We start from the raw sequence: 15,821 nt of genomic DNA, 5'->3' as shown, positions 1-15,821 counted from the left end.
ATCCGACTAGGCCGCGACCGCTTCTGGCAGGTGGCGGAGCTGCACCGGCAGTTTCGCTGCGATCTCCGCTTCGGTGAGATCGTCCAGCAGCTTCAGCGCGGTGCCGTGCTGGCCGGCGTAGACGAGCACGGTGCGGCGGCCGCGCACGGCGGCCGGCCAGCGCTCGCCGGCGTAGCCGCGGTAGTCGTCATGCGTGCTCGACCAGATGTGCTCGAGCCGCTCTTGGCGCGTCATCGCGCGGACAGGACGAGACTCGCGCTCGATGATCGCGGTCTTCATCCGCTCCGGCGACGTTCTGTCCGACAGGTCGCAGTAACCATGGAACCAGCGCATCTGGCCATCAATCGACAGTGACAGGAAAACGCTTGTCACACTTGCCGTCATAAATTCGCGCATCGCGAACATGTCCGCACGCATCCATAGCGGCGGCAGGATGTCGAACATGTAATCATGCTCGGACTCAGCGATCTCGAACCATTCGCCGGCAAAAAGATGCTGGGCATCGCTTTCCGCCATGGCCGGATTGCCGCGATGGCGATTGAACATGCGGTGCATCTCGTGGCGCGTCGCGACGCCTTCGAAGACTTTGCGAAAGATAGGAGAGGTGTGCATCGGCGGCTCCTGTTGGCCTGGCCGGACTGAAGCGCGAGAGATCCTCCTGATCTCTTCATCACTTCCGTCCTTCATCACACCTCCTCGCCGGCCGCATCGAAGGTCCGGCGGGTCAAGGGCCGCGGAACGCGGGCGAAGCTTTACCCTTGACGCGCTGGCCGGGCATGCGGCAGCGCCTCATTCCCATTTCATTTTTCCTCTCTCATTGTTCGATCTCCTTATCCTGCCGCCCACAGACAGCATAAGGCACCGCAATCATGCGACGGCCTTGCCGCTGCGCCACCACGGCTGCCTAGCCAGGCCATTCGCGAGCCCCATCAAGGGGGCGCCGTCAGGGCCTTCAGATCCTCATTCCAATCATCGGTGCGCGGTCGTAATCGCGCATATTCCGCACTCGCTTCTCCGGCAATGGCACGAACGCGATCGGCATACACGTCACCCTGCCGATTGTTGTCGGTCGCTGCCACCAGGCAGACGTTGGCGCGCTTAGCCAGATTGCGGATGGCATGATCTGTCGCCGGGGACCAGCCGCCTCCAGTGCTGACATAAAGCGTATCGGAGCGTCGGACCTCGATCGCCGCAAGGCTCATGGCATCGATTGCCGCCTCTGTAATGCAGATCCGGTTGAACCCGCGCGCCCCGCAGCGAAAAAGTTCTTTCGCGCCCTCAGTGGCGAAGCCGCGCCATTGCGGTCCACGCTCCTCCCACCCCGTGATTGCTTCGGCAGAATCGCTATGAGCGGCCCATATGCTGCCTCGGGGGCCTTCTCGCAACCGATCGAAGGCGATCACCTGCTTCACGATCTCGGCCGGCACCCCGCGCTCGTCCGTGAGATAGCGCCAGGCTGGCGAGCCCGGGCGCGGCTTGAAGCGATGTTGCCAGCGCTCAGCAATGGATCTCGATGCCTTCGGCCTTGCCGGCCGCTGCCACGCTGGTGCGCTGGGACGGAAACCAACCATATCCGCAACACGGTCACATGCTTCGACGAAACCATCGGCACCAAGATGTTCGGCGAGCGAAAACACGTCCCCCTTCGCCGGCGACAACGGATCGAACCAGCCGCGGCCTTCGTGGATAACGATGATGATGTTGCTGTCACGCCGATACTTGATCGCGCGTCGGGTGCTTTCCTTGACGTCGACCTTCCAGCCGTCTTTCTCCAGCAGGGCCGCGCACCCAACCTTCTGGCGAAGCTCTTCGATTTGTTTCTTGTCCATTTGTCAGCACCGGACTCGCACAGGCGGGTCCGCCCCTTTCTTCTGTTGACCTCTCTTGCTCCCAACTTGCGGAGCATCCCCGACCGGCCGCGAAGCCTGCCGAATGCAAGGGCGCGCCTACCAACCGTCGTCGCCGCGTCATTGGGCGCGGCGAAGCCTCCCTTGCAGTCGGCATGGCGCCAGCGGCAGCCGGTCACCCGGCTCAATGAGCCGGTCACCAGGGGTCGTATTCGTGAACAATGGCGTCCTGATCACCGTCGTACTCGCTGGAGACCATCACGCCGAACTCGTTGTCAGCCTGGAAAAGAATGACCGGCACCATGAGCGTGCGGGCCAGATCGAAGGCGTGGTTCTGAGCGACCGTGAGATTGTGCGACATTGAAGGCTCCCGTCTTGCGGCGGGGACCATCCCCGCTCGACAGGCGCCGATGTGTTCGGGGGACGGCTGCGGTCACCTCGAAAGGCGAAGCCGAAGAGGTCGCACGCTTGCGTAGCGAACCCCTTGCGGGTTGATCGTGGAAGGCCGCACCCGAACGAAGGAAAGCCCATTCGAGAGCGGGCTTGGTCCTTCACCGGAAGCGTGAACTGCCAAAACGCACATATTTGGTCGCCCGGATAACGAAGCTCAGGCTGCTTTGCGAATTGTCCCATTCAATGCATACAGGGTCATCGGCGTCGCGCGCACGCATGGATAAATCCCGGTCCGAACTCGTGTGAAGCTGCTTTCGATCGGATCAGCAGGTGTTGTTGGTCGGGCCGTTTGCGTCAGGGATGGCAGCCCGCAAAAGGGGGAAGACCCGCTTGCGGGGCTTCAGCGCAGCCAACAGCCCGGCCCGCAGGGCGACGCCCAGTTTCCCGCCCGTCCTGCCAGTTAGCGAAAAATTCTGGTGGGCAAGCATATTCTGATAAAGAGAAATGCCGCTCGCTCCGTCGGGCAAAACAGTGGTTCATAAGGCGCTGGTCCTAGCGAGATGAAGGAGCCAGCCAGATGGCAAACGACGTAGACACCTCCTCGGAATTGTCCAAGATCGCGAAACTGAATGGGGACTTCCGAAGGAACTACGGCACTCTCATCGGTGCGATTTTGTACCTCCGCACGCTGAGCGCCGCCCGCCGAAGCCCTTGGCTTTGGGCTGGCCTGATTTCGATCGTTTTTTCGACTGTGCTGAGCTGGTTTGGGCGCCACGGTTGGTTCTTGCCAGCGTTGCCTTGATTGCAGAGAACAATGTCTCCTTTTCCCCGTAAATCTCGCCCCGGTGTCGACGGAGGGAACCGGATGCGAGCCAGACGTAGCGTCCCGACCTCAACGAGGCAGGCAGTAGAATGTAATCCTCGATCTCGCGATTTGCCGCATCCAACCGCATCACGGCAAGCAGGCCCGATGAAATCTGCCTTCGATAGGCCTTCCATTGCGCAGCGTGATCCTCTCCCCGTCGCGCCAGCCGTCGCGCGGCGAGAAACGAAACTACCCGCCTGCCTTCGACATCGACGCCGATCCCGTCCGGAGCGAGCTCCGGCCGAAGACCAAGGTCGTTTCGCAACACCTCCGCGAGCTCGATTGCGTGCCTCGCCTGTTCGGCAGCCCAAAACTCCCGGGTGTCGATCCAGTCGCAGTCGCGCGGCGACACGTAGCCGATCAGCGCATAGGCCTTCCGCAGCGAACCGAAGTGCTTCACGTACGAGGAGACGTGATTGAGTCCTAGGGTTTCGTTGATGATGCGGGAATTGAGCTTACCGCGCCGACGGAGCGCAAGGCGAAGGCGCAGCAACATCTCGTCTTCCGGAATCTCAAGTCGGCGCTCGGCAAGCAACTTCTGTGCGCGTGCGAAGATGCCCGGTTCCACAATAGGCTCGATCGCCGCAGCGCCCCGGACCCAGGCGTGATCCGGGTTTTTGACCAGCTTCTGCCCTAAGCGTCGCGAGGTACGGTTGTAGACGGTCTTGCCGATGTAGTTCTCGTTCGCGAGGATGGTCGGGATCATGCCGTCGGTCCACGGCCGACCGTTGTGATTGGCGATGCCGGCATCGTTCAGTTGGCGCCGGATGTCGCTGTAGGATTTCCGGCCGTTGACGAACTGGTCAAAAATGATCCGGATCACGGCCGCCTCCTCGGCGGAGCCGTGCCGCAGCCGAACGCGGTCCGACTGCAAAGCCTTGAACTGCCCTTTTTCCAGGAAGCCCTTCGGATGCTCGCTCTCGTCGACCATCAAGCGCCGGAGGCCGTAGCCCACGGGACCGCCGACCCGGTAACCGAGGCTCGCGACCCGGCAGTGCCCCGCGTGCACCTTGACCGAAAGTTCTCGGCTCCACTCCGCGGCCATACCGCGCTTGAGGCTCTTCGCGATCCCCGAGACGAATGTGCCGTCGTTCGTGAAGAGCTCGGCGCAGTATTCGACCTGGACGCCGCTCCGCTTGCATAGGAATTCGTAGTACGCGCTCTCGTCGACGTCCTGGAAGCGGCCCCAGCGACTGACGTCGTAGACGAGGATGTGGTCGAAGTCGGCCTGCCCCGACTGTACGTCCTCGATCAGTTCGATCAAACCAGGCCGGCCTTTGATACGGAGACCGCTGCGGCCCTCGTCGGAGTAGGTGCGGACGATCGTGAGCGTGTGCGCCTCGGCATAGGCGGCAATGGCCGTCATCTGATTCTTGATCGAGTAGCGCTGGAGCTCCCTCGACATTCTGACGTATTGCGCCGCGCGGCGCGTTCGGGTCCGCCTCGCCAAGCTGGTCCCTTTGGGGACAATAAGCCAATTACCCATGCACCTCTCCCGCTACTTAGAGGTACCCTGGATAGCAAATACACCCTCCGCGTTCTGGATGGCAATCTCGATCCGAACTGCGGAAAGTCGGCCCCATGGAGCGGCTGCGCCCCGGTTGTTCACAGCGCCGCGGGAACACGGGGACAATGCCCAGCTCTGCCGATTGCGAATCCCTGACCCGTGCTAATCGCCCGGAACGAGCGGGTGGGCGAAAGGATTCGCCCCGGCAGGAGCCAACCTCGATGCTGATGATGAAGGAACGACGACCGGCGATCCGGACGCTGCGAGGGTGGGCGATCTCGGTGCTGCAGGAGGCCGGCGCCATCCATGAATGCGAGGAGCACGGCTGGGCGAAGGACCGGGCCGACCCTCACGCACGCGAGCGCGCCATCGAGATCGCTCGTGAGTACCCGCCCGAAGGTCTATCTCCGGAAGAGGCCGTCGCGGAGGTCCGAGAAATCCTGGATTCGATTGGCGACACCTGCCCGGAGTGCCTTCCAAGTGCCCATTAGTTCGGCTGCGCTGTCGCGCCGCTCGGGTGGCAACGGATGCGGGCGAGTTCGAGCCAAGCCTGCGCGAGCTGGAGCCAGCGCTGCCGCTCGGAGCCATCCGCCAAAACGGCTTCCTTCACCGCCTCTTCCGCACGGTCCTTAGGATCGAAGTCGTCACCCATGATGGGAAGGTCGTACCCTACTAAGGTAAACGGCCAGTGGCGCTCAGCTCCGTACGAATCCGGATGGCCTCGCACGCCGCCTCCGGCACCGCACAGCGGCGGTTTGCGTGCCCGGCAGCGGATCGAAACCATCGGACGAGATCGTCCGGATTGTACGCGCCGCCCCTAGGCCGACCCGGGCGCCCGCGTCACTTGCTATCGGGCTTTTTGGACGGTGGGCCGCTCTTGTTGCCCGGCAGACCCTTGATGTTGGAGGTGTCCTGCTGCTGGACCGTCGGATTCTGTTGGTTCAGGGTGGTGCTGGAGCCGACCGTCTCGCTGGGCTTGGCCGCAGGACCATTTTTGTTGCCGGGTTGACCCGCGATGCCAGCGCCGGAGTTCTGGGCGCTCGGCGCGGTCGAGACGTCGGGCGTCGTGGTTTGGGCAATTGCGGCCGGCGCCGAAAGCGTCAGAGCGAAGACGAGTGCGCTCGCGATAGACCTCATGACCGATCTCCTGTTTGATGCTTCGGAATCGCGTTTTGCGGCTCCGATCAGTTCGAACGTGTGGTTGCCACGCGCGTTCCTCCTATTCTCGCCCGCCTTGGGAGCGCCCCGCACCTTCCTCCCCGCGGCGTGCAAGAAGCACTGGTGACGCGACGAAATCGGGAAGGTCAGGCCTAGCCAAAGGCCTTCGGCAAAGACCGAAAGCCTCTCAAGCGAGCAGGTCGAGTGCGTTCTCGAGCGCTGCGCCGGCGGCGGTGTTGTCAAAGATGCACCAGGTCTCAGTAGACGACGACGCAGCACCGAGCCGCGGCTTCAGCGTTCGCAGGAACGCCCCGTCGTACGCGGAGTAGTAAATGCGCGGCGCTCCATGCAGTCGAAAATAGCGCAGGCCTGGCCACCCGCCCGGCAGGTCGGCGTTCGGCACCCGCGCCGGATCCGCAGCGACGCGGCCAATCCGACGCTCTCTAAGCCAAGCACCGACCTCGGGCGTGAACCAACTGGCATGACGCGGCTCGCAAGCGAGAGCGGCTGATGTCCTTTCCCGCAGTGCGCCGAACAGTAATTCCGCATCGGACTCCACGAACATCTTGCGCGGGGCAAACTGAACAAGCAAGCCCGGCGCTCTCTTCGATGAACCGATCGAGTTCAGCCGGTGCAAGCCGTTGCGAATGAGTGACGGACTTCGGCACCTTGACCGAAAATCGGAAATCATCCGGTGTCGCGCTCGCCCACTTCTCGTACGTCGAGCGCCGGTGCGGCCTATGAAAGGATGAGTTGATCTCGGTGGCGTTCAACACCCGTGCGTAGCGCTCAAGGTGACTACCTGCACCGCCAACCCTTTCCTTGCAGCTCTGGGGAACATTGCATCCCGCTGTGCCGAGCCGCAGCCCCGCTTTGACATGCGCGTCCTCTTCCATGTCAGTCTACAACCGCCATGGAGCGCCACCCGGTGATTCTCAATCTCAAGCCGACTTCCGCCGCGTGCCTGCTGTCGGCTTCTTCGCCGCGTCCTTCGCAGGCTTCTTGCCGGCGATCGGCATCAGCATCTCCTTCTGACCCGCGGCCGTCTTTTTCGCCTTCTTGGCAGGCTTCTTTGCAGTCCCCGTCTCGGCTGCTGCGCCTCCGACGCTCTTGCGCAGTGCGTCCATCAGATCGACGACGTTCTCGCCTTTCGGCCGATCCTTCGGCACGATGGGCTTGCCGGCCCGCTTCTGGTTGATGAGCTCGACCAGCGCGCTCTCGTAGTGGTCCTCGAACTTCTCTGGATCGAACTGCCCCGCCTTCTGGTTCACGATGTGCTTGGCGAGATCGAGCATATCCTTGGTCACCTTCACGTCCTGGATCTCGTCGAAATACTCCTGTTCGCTGCGCACCTCATAGGGGTAGCGCAACAGCGTACCGACCAAACCCTTGCCCATCGGCTCCAACCCGATGATGTGCTCGCGATTGGTCAGCACCACGCGGCCGATCGCGACCTTGTCCATCTCGCGGATGGTCTCGCGGATCACGGCGAACGCGTCGTGGCCGACCTTGCCGTCGGGGCGGATGTAGTAGGGGCGGATCAGGTAGCGCGGGTCGATGTCGGACTTGTCGACGAACTCGTCGATCTCGATGGTGCGCGTGGACTCGAGCGCGATCTCCTCGAGCTCCTCCTTGGTCACCTCAATGAACTGGTCCTTCTCGAGCTGGTAGCCCTTGACGATGTCCTCGTTGGCCACCTCGTCGCCGGTGTCGGCGTCGACCTTCAGGTACTTGATACGATGGCCGGTCTGCCGGTTGAGCTGGTTGAACGAGATCTTCTCGCTCTCGGAGGTGGCCGGATAGAGCGCCACGGGGCAGGTGACGAGGGACAGACGCAAGAAGCCTTTCCAATTCGCTCTCGGGGCCATGATACGCAGAACTCCACAGATAGGGGCGGCCTGGATTCAAGACGAACGACGACTGCCGGTTCCGACATCGGAAGCCCGTCCCCGAGATTCATCCGGAGGCCATCGTTGCACCATGGCAATTCGGGAGAGGGGATCTTGACTCTTTGGAATGAAACGGGAACATACCAGGCGATCCGCGGCCTGCGGCGGCGACGCCCGGGAAGCGGTCAAGGCGCTGCTGGGTAACCCTCGACTTCATCGAGGCCCAAGTCGAAGAGCTCCGGTCGGCAGTATCGTCTGGCTATGCGCGCCGCCGCTGTGACATGGGGCGAGACCGCCGCGGTGATGCGAGTACAAGCGAGGGGTAGATGCCGATCTCGGTCGATTTGGAGAAGAACCCGTTGTTGCGTGGGATGGTCGAGCACGTGCGCAGGACTGTACGTTCGACAATATCGCCATGGTGCCGGGGGCGCGCTTCGGAAAAACGCTGCCAAGCGAAGCGGCCGACCGGCTCCGGAATTGCCCGCAGGAAGATCTCGACGAGATGCTCCGTCGCAGCGCCGTGGCACCCACGATTGAAGAGGCAACGATGGTTCGGCTGGACGGCGCCGGCGCGGTGATCTTCGACACCGGGTCGCGCGTCAGCAGCCAGACATCGCCGTTGCTGCTTTCGTAAAACACCCGGTCATGCCGGGATCGATCCGGCGGCATTCCGTTCCCGATTGCGGATTGGCCGCGGCGGCCCTAGCATCCCCCCGAAACCTCCTCCGGTACGGGCCGCCGGCCCGGTACGGGCCGCCGGCAATGCGGGCGGGGCGCGCAAGCCGCGCAACGAGTCGAGGAAAGGGCCGATGTCGTCGGAACAACCTGATCCGGAGCTGTCCGAGAGCGCCCAGCAGATCAACGATCTGTTCGACTCGGCAGAGCTCTCGAAGGCCATCGAGACCGAAGAATTCAAGCAGTTCCTGGACTACATCCCCATTGCGATCGCCGTCTCGAAGTTCTTTCGTGGCGATCAGCGCATCTGCTACGCGAATAAAGCATTCGAAACGCTCTTCGGCCGGGACGCGAAGGATTGCGCAGGCAAGGGCTGGTCCATTTTGGGTGGGTTCAAGGACGAAGACGATTCGAAGGTCTCGCTGGATTTGGCCATGCTGACGGGCGGAGAAGAGTTTCTCGGCATATTCCGAGCGGAGCACCCAAGAGCGCTTGTCGTCGAGGCTTTCTCGGGCTTCATTCAAAACGAGGATGGCACCGAGAATTATCGCATCGCCGCGCTCATCGACATCACCGACAGGGCGCGGGCGGAACGCGAGGAATATGCGCGTCAGATACGGGACAGAGATATTCTGCTGCGAGAGTTGCAGCACCGCGTAAAGAACAATCTGCAATTGATTGTCGCGCTGATACGTCTCGAAGCCCGCAACGAGAGGCGCGGCGAAAAGGTCAACTTGGAAACCCTTGCCGGGCGCATTGAGTCCTTGCATCTGCTTTATCATGCGCTTTCGAACGATGCCGCCAGCGACCAGATCGACCTCGGCCATTATCTCAGCCAGATCGCCGCCGCGGTCATGAACACCTGCGCCGTGGACGGAATTCGGCTCGAGCAAAAGACGGAGTATGCGCCGGTGTCCGTCAACACCGCGTTGTCGGTGGGGCTCGTCGTCAACGAGGTGCTGACCAACTCCTTCAAATATGCCTTCGAGGGTCGCGGCCAGGGTGTGATCACCATCGAATGTCTGCGACAGAGCGACGACCGGTGCCGTGTGCTCATCGCGGACGATGGACGGGGATTGCCTGAGGGCGTCACATGGCCGGTTCCGGGAAAGGTCGGCGCACTCATCGTTCAGACTCTGAGAGAAAACGCGAAAACGGACTTCAATGTGGAGTCGACGCCGGGAAAAGGGGTCCGAGTGACCATGAACGTCAACCGAAAGATACCGGCGCCCTCGCTAACGGCATCCGTTGAAAGCCCGCGGCAATGAAACGCTCCGGCGCGAGCTTCGGCAGCGCGCTGGTCGCCGCTTCCTCGCAGGTGCAGCGTCGATTCCATTTCCCTTCCCGGGCGGACGAATGCTACGCTCGCCTCCGTTATTTCGCTGCTTCACTTTGAGGTCGCGTGATGACGAGCTTTGACCGCAGAACGACCGCCAATCTGGAAGTGGCGCTGGAGAGAGTTTGCCAAAAGTTGCCCTGCGGCGGTGATCACGAAACCCGCAAGCGAGTCGCCGAAAAGCTCCTCCAGGCCGCCGAGAGCGGCCACAGGACTTTGGGCGAGCTCGAGGCCATCGGCCGAGGGGCGCTGCGGGAGGCGAGTCGCAGATCGGCCTAGCGTGGCAGGTCCCGCTCGGGTTGCGGTTGGACAGGGCATGCACGCCGGCGGACTTTCGTTCTTTCAGGCGACGATTGCCTGAAAGATCGACGCCTGGGTCACGCGATCCGACAGAGTCACACCGCGATCTCATTTTCACGCGATGGAAGGCTAAGGCTAAGGCTCGGGACCGGCGCCGGTGCTACTCCGCACGATGCGTCCGGGCGTGCGGCCTGAGCGTAGCCCCGCCTTGGGGGCTTTTGGGGTTGGGGCGGAGCCACGCCGGCCAGGCATTTTCGCGAGGCCTAAAGCACCAACGAGACCGCGCCAGCGTCGTTCCTGCGCGGCAGCTGCCCCGGAATTCTCATGGCGCCGGGAGGCGGCCGTGCGAATGTCCATCGTCGCCGGCCTGACCTTGGCGCTCGCCCTGATCGGGCTTTGGCTCGTCCGCTATCTTGCGCAGCGGCAACGGTTGGCCGCGGCCCTCCTCGCCAAGGAGGCCGACGTCCGTCTGCTCGCCGAAGAGTGCAGCGACGTCGCGATGCGCGTCTCGACGAGCGCATCCTATACGCTTTGACGGCGTGTGCGCGGATCCTCGGCTGGGATCCCGCCAAGCTGCTGGGAACGTCTCGCCCTCACTGGTCTCAATCCGGAAGACCGCCCGCGTGTCGAGCAGGTCGTCGACCGTGAAGAACGGCCAGGCGGAAGAGGCGCGGATCATCTACAGGTCGCCTCACCGCGAGAAGAGCGAGATCTGGGTCGAGACCACGCTGCGCGTCACGGGGTCGTCCGAGATCAACGAGCGCGGCGAGCTTGTCCCTGCAGATCCTTCTGCTCGGTCATATCGCGCGAGATCGACTGCCGGGTCGTTCCCACGATTGCGACCCTTTCGCTCCAGATACAGTTTTCGCCTTGTCTTCAGCCGGCTCAGGCGGGGCCGCCTGGCGTGTCGGCTCCCCTGTGTTCGACGGTTCCGAGCATCGCCGCGGCAGCAGGCGTCTGGCCGCGGAAAGGAACCGGCTCGGCCTCTCCCGATTGGCTTCTCGCACCAGAACTCCGATGGAGGCTGCGTTGGCCGAATTCGCCCAACTTCGCGACCGCATGGTCGAGGTTCAACTTGCTGGCCGCGGCGTCCGCGACCGGCGCGTCCTGAAGGCCATGGCACAGGTCCCTCGGGAGCGGTTCGTGGAATCCGGCTTCGAGGAATTCGCCTATGAGGATGGGGCGCTGCCGATCGCGAACGCCCAGACCATCTCGCAGCCCTATATCGTCGCATTGATGAGCGAAGCGGCCGAACTGAAACCGGCAGACAAGGTGCTCGAGGTCGGGACCGGTTCGGGCTATGCCGCGGCGGTCGCCTCGCGCCTCGCCGGATCAGTTCACACAATCGAGCGACATGCCGATCTGGCCAGGATCGCCGCCCTGCGTCTGGCGGCGCAAGGATACGACAACTGCGTGGTTCACACCGGCGACGGCACCCGCGGCCTGCCCGCAGAAGCGCCATTCGACGCGATCCTGGTAGCCGCTGGCGGCCCGACGGTGCCGAATGCGCTCAAGAGCCAATTGGCCGTCGGCGGGCGGCTCGTCATCCCCGTCGGCGCTCGCGAAGACGAACAGTCGCTGCTGCGGGTCACGCGCCGGAGCGAAGCGGAATACGACGAAGAAACCTTCGGGGCGGTCCGCTTCGTGCCCCTGATCGGAGAGCACGGATGGGCCGAGGACGGCACGCGCGCCGCCAGCAATCACATCCCCGGGCGCACACGCTTCCGCTCGCTGCCGGAGATGATCGGCGCCGCCATCGAACCCTTGCCGGCCCTCGAAGATCCCGCCTTCGGCGCCCTCTTTGATCGTTTCGCGCAGTGCCGCGTCGTCCTGCTGGGCGAAGCCAGTCATGGCACGTCGGAATTCTACCAGGCGCGCGCCGCGATCACGCGCCACCTGATCGAGAAGCACGGCTTTACGATCGTTGCGGTCGAGGCGGATTGGCCGGACGCCGCCGCCATCGACCGCTACGTTCGCCATCGGGCGTCCCGCGGCTCCGGCGAAAGGCCGTTCGAGCGTTTCCCGACCTGGATGTGGCGCAACACGGATGTCGCGGCCTTCGTGGCGTGGATGCGCAAACACAATGAAGGAAAGCCGACAGGCGAGCCGGCCGGATTCTTCGGCCTCGACATCTACAACATGCGAAGCTCGATCGCGGCCGTTCTCGCCTACCTCGACGGCGTGGATCCCGAAGCCGCGGCCGTGGCCCGCGAACGCTACGGCTGCCTGACCCCTTGGCAGCGCGAACCTTCGACCTACGGCCGTGCCGTCCTGACCGAAGGCTACCGGAAATGCGAGGCGGAGATCCTTCGGCAGTGCCAGGATATCCTGAAGAAGGAGTTGGACTACGCGGCGAGCGATCCGGACAGCTTCCTGGACGCCGCGCAGAACGCGCGGCTGATCGCCTCGGCCGAGCGCTACTACCGCATCATGTACTACGGCGGCGCCGAATCCTGGAATCTCCGCGACACGCACATGTTCGAGACCCTGGGCCATATCCTGGACGCACAAGGTCCCCGATCCAAGGCCGTGGTCTGGGCGCATAACTCCCACATCGGAGACGCCCGTTTCACCGAGATGGGCGCGGTCCGCGACGAACTCAACATCGGTCAGCTTTGTCGGGAGAAGTTTGCCGAAGCAGCGTGTCTGATCGGGTTCGGCACCCATACGGGCACCGTCGCCGCCGCGTCGGATTGGGACGGCGAGATGGAAGTGATGCAGGTGCGGCCGTCCCGGCCGGACAGCTATGAGCGGCTGTTCCACGACGCGGGAGCGGCGAGCGGTTTTCTCGAATTCCGCCGGGACGAGAGCCTTCGCCGTTGCCTGCTCGAGCCGCGCCTCGAACGGTTCATCGGCGTCATCTACCGCCCGAGCACCGAGTTGCAAAGCCACTATGCGGAAGCTTCGATGCCTCAGCAGTTCGACGCGTTCTTGTGGTTCGACGAGACGCACTCGGTCCGTCCTTTGGGACCAGAGCATCGCCCGACCGGCGTCCCGGACACCTATCCGTTCGGGCTTTGATGCGAGGCGGCGTACTGTGCTTCCCGGTCGCCGGAGACCGTGAAGGCGACGGATCGAGGGGTGCAATTACAACGATTCCAAAGGAACAAGGGCGGGCGCGGTCGAGTAGACGCTCCAGTGAGGACAGCCTTGAACGAACCGCTCAAGATTCTGATCGCGGAGGACGACTTCCAGATTCGGGAGATGCTGGAGGACGCACTGAGCGAGGGCGGCTTCCTCCCGGAAGTCCTTTCCTCGGCGGAGGACGCGGTCACCCTTCTCAAGGGCGAGATCGCCAGTTTCCGGGCGCTGGTGACCGACGTGAACCTCAAGGGCACCATGACCGGCTGGGACCTCGCGCGCATCGCCCGAGAGCGCGACCCTGCCTTCCCCGTCGTGTACATGACCGGGACGGCCGCGGATGACTGGGCCAGGTTCGGCGTACCCAACAGCATCCTTCTCACGAAGCCGTTCGCACCGGCGCAGCTCGTCACCGCGGTTTCCCAGCTCCTCAACGCCGGCGGGCCGCCGGTCTAGCCGCCCGGTCGGACGAACGGGAACGTTCCGCCACGACGGCTGTTGCCCGACCGGGCAGGCCGGAGTCACCAGCCCAACTCATGACGACCGCAGCCAAGAGACACGTTGCAGCCGCCGAGCGGGAACGGTCGGCCCAGCCGGACAAGTGGACCGTCATCTCGGGGATCGTTCTGCTGATGGCGGCAGCCCTGACCACGGTACTCGCGCCGGAAGAGCGCCGCCCAGGCCAATCCCCCGGAAGAAATCCCTTGCGCGCGAGCGGCCGCAGCGAGATTGCGCCTCGCAAAGCAGCCGCGGAGTTCGAGGACCAGGATGGGCGCGGCCGGCAGGCGAGCTCACCCTCCGAGATCCCGGCGCGCGGATGGAAGGACATTCTGCTGCGGGTCTATTCCAACATCTCCGAGCACCGCGTCCTGGCGCTGGCCGCGGGCATGACCTACTACAGCCTTCTGGCGATCTTTCCCGCGCTCGCGGCCCTGGTCGCGATCTACGGCCTGTTCTCCGATCCGACCGCCATCGCGAGGCACCTGGACCAGGTCTCCGGCTTCCTGCCCCGCGGCGCGGTGGACGTCGCCCGGGACCAGCTCACGCGGGTCGCCTCGAAGGGCGGCGGGACGCTCGGGGCGACCTTCGTCATCGGTCTCGGGATTTCCCTTTGGAGCGCCAACGCCGCGATGAAGTCGCTGTTCGACACTCTGAACATCGTCTACGGCGAGCGGGAGAAGCGGGGCTTCATCACCCTCAACGCCGTGTCGCTGTCCTTCACGCTCGCCGGGATCGTGTTCGTGCTGGCCGCGCTGGGCGCCGTCGTGGTCATTCCGGTCGCGCTGAAGTTCATCGGGCTGTCGAATTTTGCCGACCTGATGCTGCGCATCGCCCGGTGGCCCGCGATGTTCGTCGCCGTCGCGTTGGCGCTGGCGCTGATCTACCGCTACGGGCCGAGCCGGGAGGCCCCGCGCTGGCGCTGGATCACCTGGGGCAGCGCCGTGGCCGCGGTGCTCTGGCTCGCGGCCTCCGCGCTGTTCTCCTGGTATGCGGGCAGTTTCGGAAAGTTCAACGAGACCTACGGCTCGCTCGGCGCTGTGATCGGCTTCATGACCTGGCTCTGGATCTCGGCCATCGTGATCCTGCTCGGAGCCGAGCTGGATGCTGAGATGGAGCATCAGACCGCGCGCGATACGACCACCGGATCGCCCAAGCCGATCGGGGCGCGCGGCGCCAGAATGGCGGACACGGTGGGTCCCGCGCGCAGCTAAGGCATCTCCGGTCACAGCGCGCTCATCACCGCCGCGCCGTCACTTGCGGAAGATCCTGACCGGCCGGCCGCGCGAGCTGACCGAGGTCTTGCGCGATGGCCGGCGACGCGGGCGATACCGAGAGCGCCCGGGTGCCGTCCACGAGCGCGGCTGCCGATACGACAAGCACCAGCAGTGCAGCGGCGATCAGGGCGAGAAATGCGTTTTCCATCCGCTGCCAACGGGCTGCCGACGATTCAGTTCCCACATGGGAAGCGAACGCTTCGCGCCATCTGAGTACAGTAGTCTCCCGGGGCAGGAGAAGGACCGCTTCTGTGGTACTGCGCACGCAGCACCGGGGCTGGCGCATTTCACTACGGCAACGCATATTTCGAGCCGGTGGGCCGCCCAGAAATCCGCGGCCATTTCGCTTTTGGGAAGGCCGTTCTCCGGCCGGGAGGCTCGTCGGCTCCGGATCGGGCAAGGCTACCGCTACGCAGCTTCCGGCTAGACCAAGCCGCCTCATGCGACGCCGTCATCGCGACCGGGGCGGGTTCGGCAGCTTGCTCGCGTCGAACTTCGGGACCACGCGTTCCGTCCTGACCTTCGTCGACGGCTCCGAGCGCGAATGAATAAGCGTCGCCTCGAACGTCACACCGGGCGCTGCGTCGGTCGTGCCGGTGCATTTCGCGATCTGGCCCTTCGACACGCCCTCGAGCTTCAGCTCCAAATCGTCGATGCCGAACACTGTCGCATGCCCCTCCGTGTGCCGCTTCGTGACGATGGTTGCAATAAACCGATCTCCAAAGACCTGGTAGGAGCCGTCGTAGCTCATGATGCTGTCGCCGCCCGATATCCGGCCGTCCTGGAAGTGGACGATGCCGGTTCCCTCGCCGCGCGGCGTCTTGGACCAAGCCGAGTAGGTGCCGTCCTTGAGCATGAGGACGCTCTCCGAAAGTTAAGTCTAGGTGCCCGGATTCGACGCGCGTTCCGTTAAGGGACGGTGAATCGCGCACACCGCGTCAGCACGGGATGCGTCGGCCCGCTCGCCGGCGCCGTATCCAGCGAGCGCAGGGCTC

General features: G+C 63.9%; 16 protein-coding genes and 1 pseudogene. 7 read left to right on the top strand and 10 right to left on the bottom strand.

The window, feature by feature from the left end:
• Positions 1-6: 6 nt before the first annotated feature.
• The 4 genes from IVB26_RS41955 to IVB26_RS41940 form a co-directional block, all read right to left on the bottom strand.
• Positions 7-612: a DUF1419 domain-containing protein gene (locus tag IVB26_RS41955; protein WP_247974098.1), complete on the bottom strand. Its 606-nt coding sequence runs from the start codon at positions 610-612 to the stop codon at positions 7-9.
• 317 nt (positions 613-929) lie between these two features.
• The gene (locus tag IVB26_RS41950; RefSeq protein ID WP_247974049.1) at positions 930-1,829 is read right to left on the bottom strand and encodes a DUF3991 and toprim domain-containing protein; all 900 of its coding nucleotides are present in this window, start codon (positions 1,827-1,829) and stop codon (positions 930-932) included.
• A 214-nt stretch (positions 1,830-2,043) separates the two neighbouring features.
• Positions 2,044-2,208, bottom strand: a complete 165-nt coding sequence (locus IVB26_RS41945; RefSeq protein ID WP_247974048.1) for a hypothetical protein — start codon at positions 2,206-2,208, stop codon at positions 2,044-2,046.
• Between the two features lie 691 nt (positions 2,209-2,899).
• Complete coding sequence (locus tag IVB26_RS41940; protein ID WP_247974047.1) at positions 2,900-4,471, bottom strand: recombinase family protein; 1,572 nt, start codon at positions 4,469-4,471, stop codon at positions 2,900-2,902.
• A 362-nt stretch (positions 4,472-4,833) separates the two neighbouring features.
• Between IVB26_RS41940 and IVB26_RS41935 the strand changes: the two genes are divergently transcribed.
• The gene (locus IVB26_RS41935; RefSeq protein WP_247974046.1) at positions 4,834-5,103 is read left to right on the top strand and encodes a hypothetical protein; all 270 of its coding nucleotides are present in this window, start codon (positions 4,834-4,836) and stop codon (positions 5,101-5,103) included.
• Here the strand turns inward: IVB26_RS41935 and IVB26_RS41930 are convergent.
• From IVB26_RS41930 to ku, 4 genes and pseudogenes are all read right to left on the bottom strand, one after another.
• Entirely contained in the window at positions 5,100-5,264 is a 165-nt protein-coding gene (locus IVB26_RS41930) for a hypothetical protein (RefSeq protein ID WP_247974045.1), read from the bottom strand. The genes IVB26_RS41935 and IVB26_RS41930 overlap by 4 nt on opposite strands.
• 188 nt (positions 5,265-5,452) lie before the next feature.
• Positions 5,453-5,749, bottom strand: a complete 297-nt coding sequence (locus IVB26_RS41925; RefSeq protein WP_247974044.1) for a hypothetical protein — start codon at positions 5,747-5,749, stop codon at positions 5,453-5,455.
• A 208-nt stretch (positions 5,750-5,957) separates the two neighbouring features.
• Positions 5,958-6,666: pseudogene (locus IVB26_RS41920) on the bottom strand (DUF72 domain-containing protein).
• 45 nt (positions 6,667-6,711) lie between these two features.
• On the bottom strand, positions 6,712-7,638 hold the full coding sequence (ku, locus tag IVB26_RS41915) for a non-homologous end joining protein Ku (RefSeq protein WP_247974043.1): 927 nt from the start codon (positions 7,636-7,638) through the stop codon (positions 6,712-6,714).
• A gap of 436 nt (positions 7,639-8,074) precedes the next feature.
• On the opposite strand from ku, the gene IVB26_RS41910 reads away from it, so the two are divergent.
• The 6 genes from IVB26_RS41910 (at position 8,075) to IVB26_RS41885 (ending at position 14,763) form a co-directional block, all read left to right on the top strand.
• A complete protein-coding gene (locus tag IVB26_RS41910) occupies positions 8,075-8,293 on the top strand; it encodes a hypothetical protein (protein ID WP_247974042.1) in 219 nt (72 codons plus the stop codon).
• A gap of 175 nt (positions 8,294-8,468) precedes the next feature.
• On the top strand, positions 8,469-9,602 hold the full coding sequence (locus tag IVB26_RS41905) for a sensor histidine kinase (RefSeq protein ID WP_247974041.1): 1,134 nt from the start codon (positions 8,469-8,471) through the stop codon (positions 9,600-9,602).
• A gap of 717 nt (positions 9,603-10,319) precedes the next feature.
• Positions 10,320-10,505, top strand: coding sequence for a hypothetical protein (locus IVB26_RS41900; protein ID WP_247974040.1), 186 nt, complete (start codon positions 10,320-10,322; stop codon positions 10,503-10,505).
• Between the two features lie 494 nt (positions 10,506-10,999).
• Positions 11,000-12,991, top strand: coding sequence for a protein-L-isoaspartate(D-aspartate) O-methyltransferase (locus IVB26_RS41895; protein WP_247974039.1), 1,992 nt, complete (start codon positions 11,000-11,002; stop codon positions 12,989-12,991).
• Positions 12,992-13,120: 129 nt separating this feature from the next.
• Positions 13,121-13,507, top strand: a complete 387-nt coding sequence (locus tag IVB26_RS41890) for a response regulator (RefSeq protein WP_247974038.1) — start codon at positions 13,121-13,123, stop codon at positions 13,505-13,507.
• Between the two features lie 80 nt (positions 13,508-13,587).
• A complete protein-coding gene (locus tag IVB26_RS41885; RefSeq protein ID WP_247974037.1) occupies positions 13,588-14,763 on the top strand; it encodes a YihY/virulence factor BrkB family protein in 1,176 nt (391 codons plus the stop codon).
• A 25-nt stretch (positions 14,764-14,788) separates the two neighbouring features.
• Here IVB26_RS41885 and IVB26_RS41880 read toward each other — a convergent pair whose 3' ends face one another.
• Positions 14,789-14,974, bottom strand: a complete 186-nt coding sequence (locus IVB26_RS41880; RefSeq protein ID WP_247974036.1) for a hypothetical protein — start codon at positions 14,972-14,974, stop codon at positions 14,789-14,791.
• A 303-nt stretch (positions 14,975-15,277) separates the two neighbouring features.
• A complete protein-coding gene (locus IVB26_RS41875) occupies positions 15,278-15,682 on the bottom strand; it encodes a hypothetical protein (RefSeq protein ID WP_247974035.1) in 405 nt (134 codons plus the stop codon).
• Between the last annotated feature and the right edge of the window lie 139 nt (positions 15,683-15,821).

It is taken from the genome of Bradyrhizobium sp. 195, assembly GCF_023101665.1.
Lineage (GTDB): Bacteria > Pseudomonadota > Alphaproteobacteria > Rhizobiales > Xanthobacteraceae > Bradyrhizobium.
The sequence above is the reverse complement of the archived record's forward strand: the minus strand, read 5'-3'. Positions and strand labels throughout refer to the sequence as shown.

Excerpts from the sequence above, each read along its gene's own strand:
- IVB26_RS41945 (WP_247974048.1), bottom strand. The coding sequence starts at position 2,208 with ATGTCGCACAATCTCACGGTCGCTCAGAACCACGCCTTCGATCTGGCC.
- IVB26_RS41925 (WP_247974044.1), bottom strand. The coding sequence starts at position 5,749 with ATGAGGTCTATCGCGAGCGCACTCGTCTTCGCTCTGACGCTTTCGGCG.
- IVB26_RS41935 (WP_247974046.1), top strand. The coding sequence starts at position 4,834 with ATGCTGATGATGAAGGAACGACGACCGGCGATCCGGACGCTGCGAGGG.
- ku (WP_247974043.1), bottom strand. The coding sequence starts at position 7,638 with ATGGCCCCGAGAGCGAATTGGAAAGGCTTCTTGCGTCTGTCCCTCGTC.
- IVB26_RS41955 (WP_247974098.1), bottom strand. The coding sequence starts at position 612 with ATGCACACCTCTCCTATCTTTCGCAAAGTCTTCGAAGGCGTCGCGACG.
- IVB26_RS41875 (WP_247974035.1), bottom strand. The coding sequence starts at position 15,682 with ATGCTCAAGGACGGCACCTACTCGGCTTGGTCCAAGACGCCGCGCGGC.
- IVB26_RS41905 (WP_247974041.1), top strand. The coding sequence starts at position 8,469 with ATGTCGTCGGAACAACCTGATCCGGAGCTGTCCGAGAGCGCCCAGCAG.
- IVB26_RS41900 (WP_247974040.1), top strand. The coding sequence starts at position 10,320 with ATGTCCATCGTCGCCGGCCTGACCTTGGCGCTCGCCCTGATCGGGCTT.
- IVB26_RS41930 (WP_247974045.1), bottom strand. The coding sequence starts at position 5,264 with ATGGGTGACGACTTCGATCCTAAGGACCGTGCGGAAGAGGCGGTGAAG.
- IVB26_RS41950 (WP_247974049.1), bottom strand. The coding sequence starts at position 1,829 with ATGGACAAGAAACAAATCGAAGAGCTTCGCCAGAAGGTTGGGTGCGCG.
- IVB26_RS41910 (WP_247974042.1), top strand. The coding sequence starts at position 8,075 with ATGGTGCCGGGGGCGCGCTTCGGAAAAACGCTGCCAAGCGAAGCGGCC.
- IVB26_RS41885 (WP_247974037.1), top strand. The coding sequence starts at position 13,588 with ATGACGACCGCAGCCAAGAGACACGTTGCAGCCGCCGAGCGGGAACGG.
- IVB26_RS41940 (WP_247974047.1), bottom strand. The coding sequence starts at position 4,471 with ATGACGGCCATTGCCGCCTATGCCGAGGCGCACACGCTCACGATCGTC.
- IVB26_RS41880 (WP_247974036.1), bottom strand. The coding sequence starts at position 14,974 with ATGGAAAACGCATTTCTCGCCCTGATCGCCGCTGCACTGCTGGTGCTT.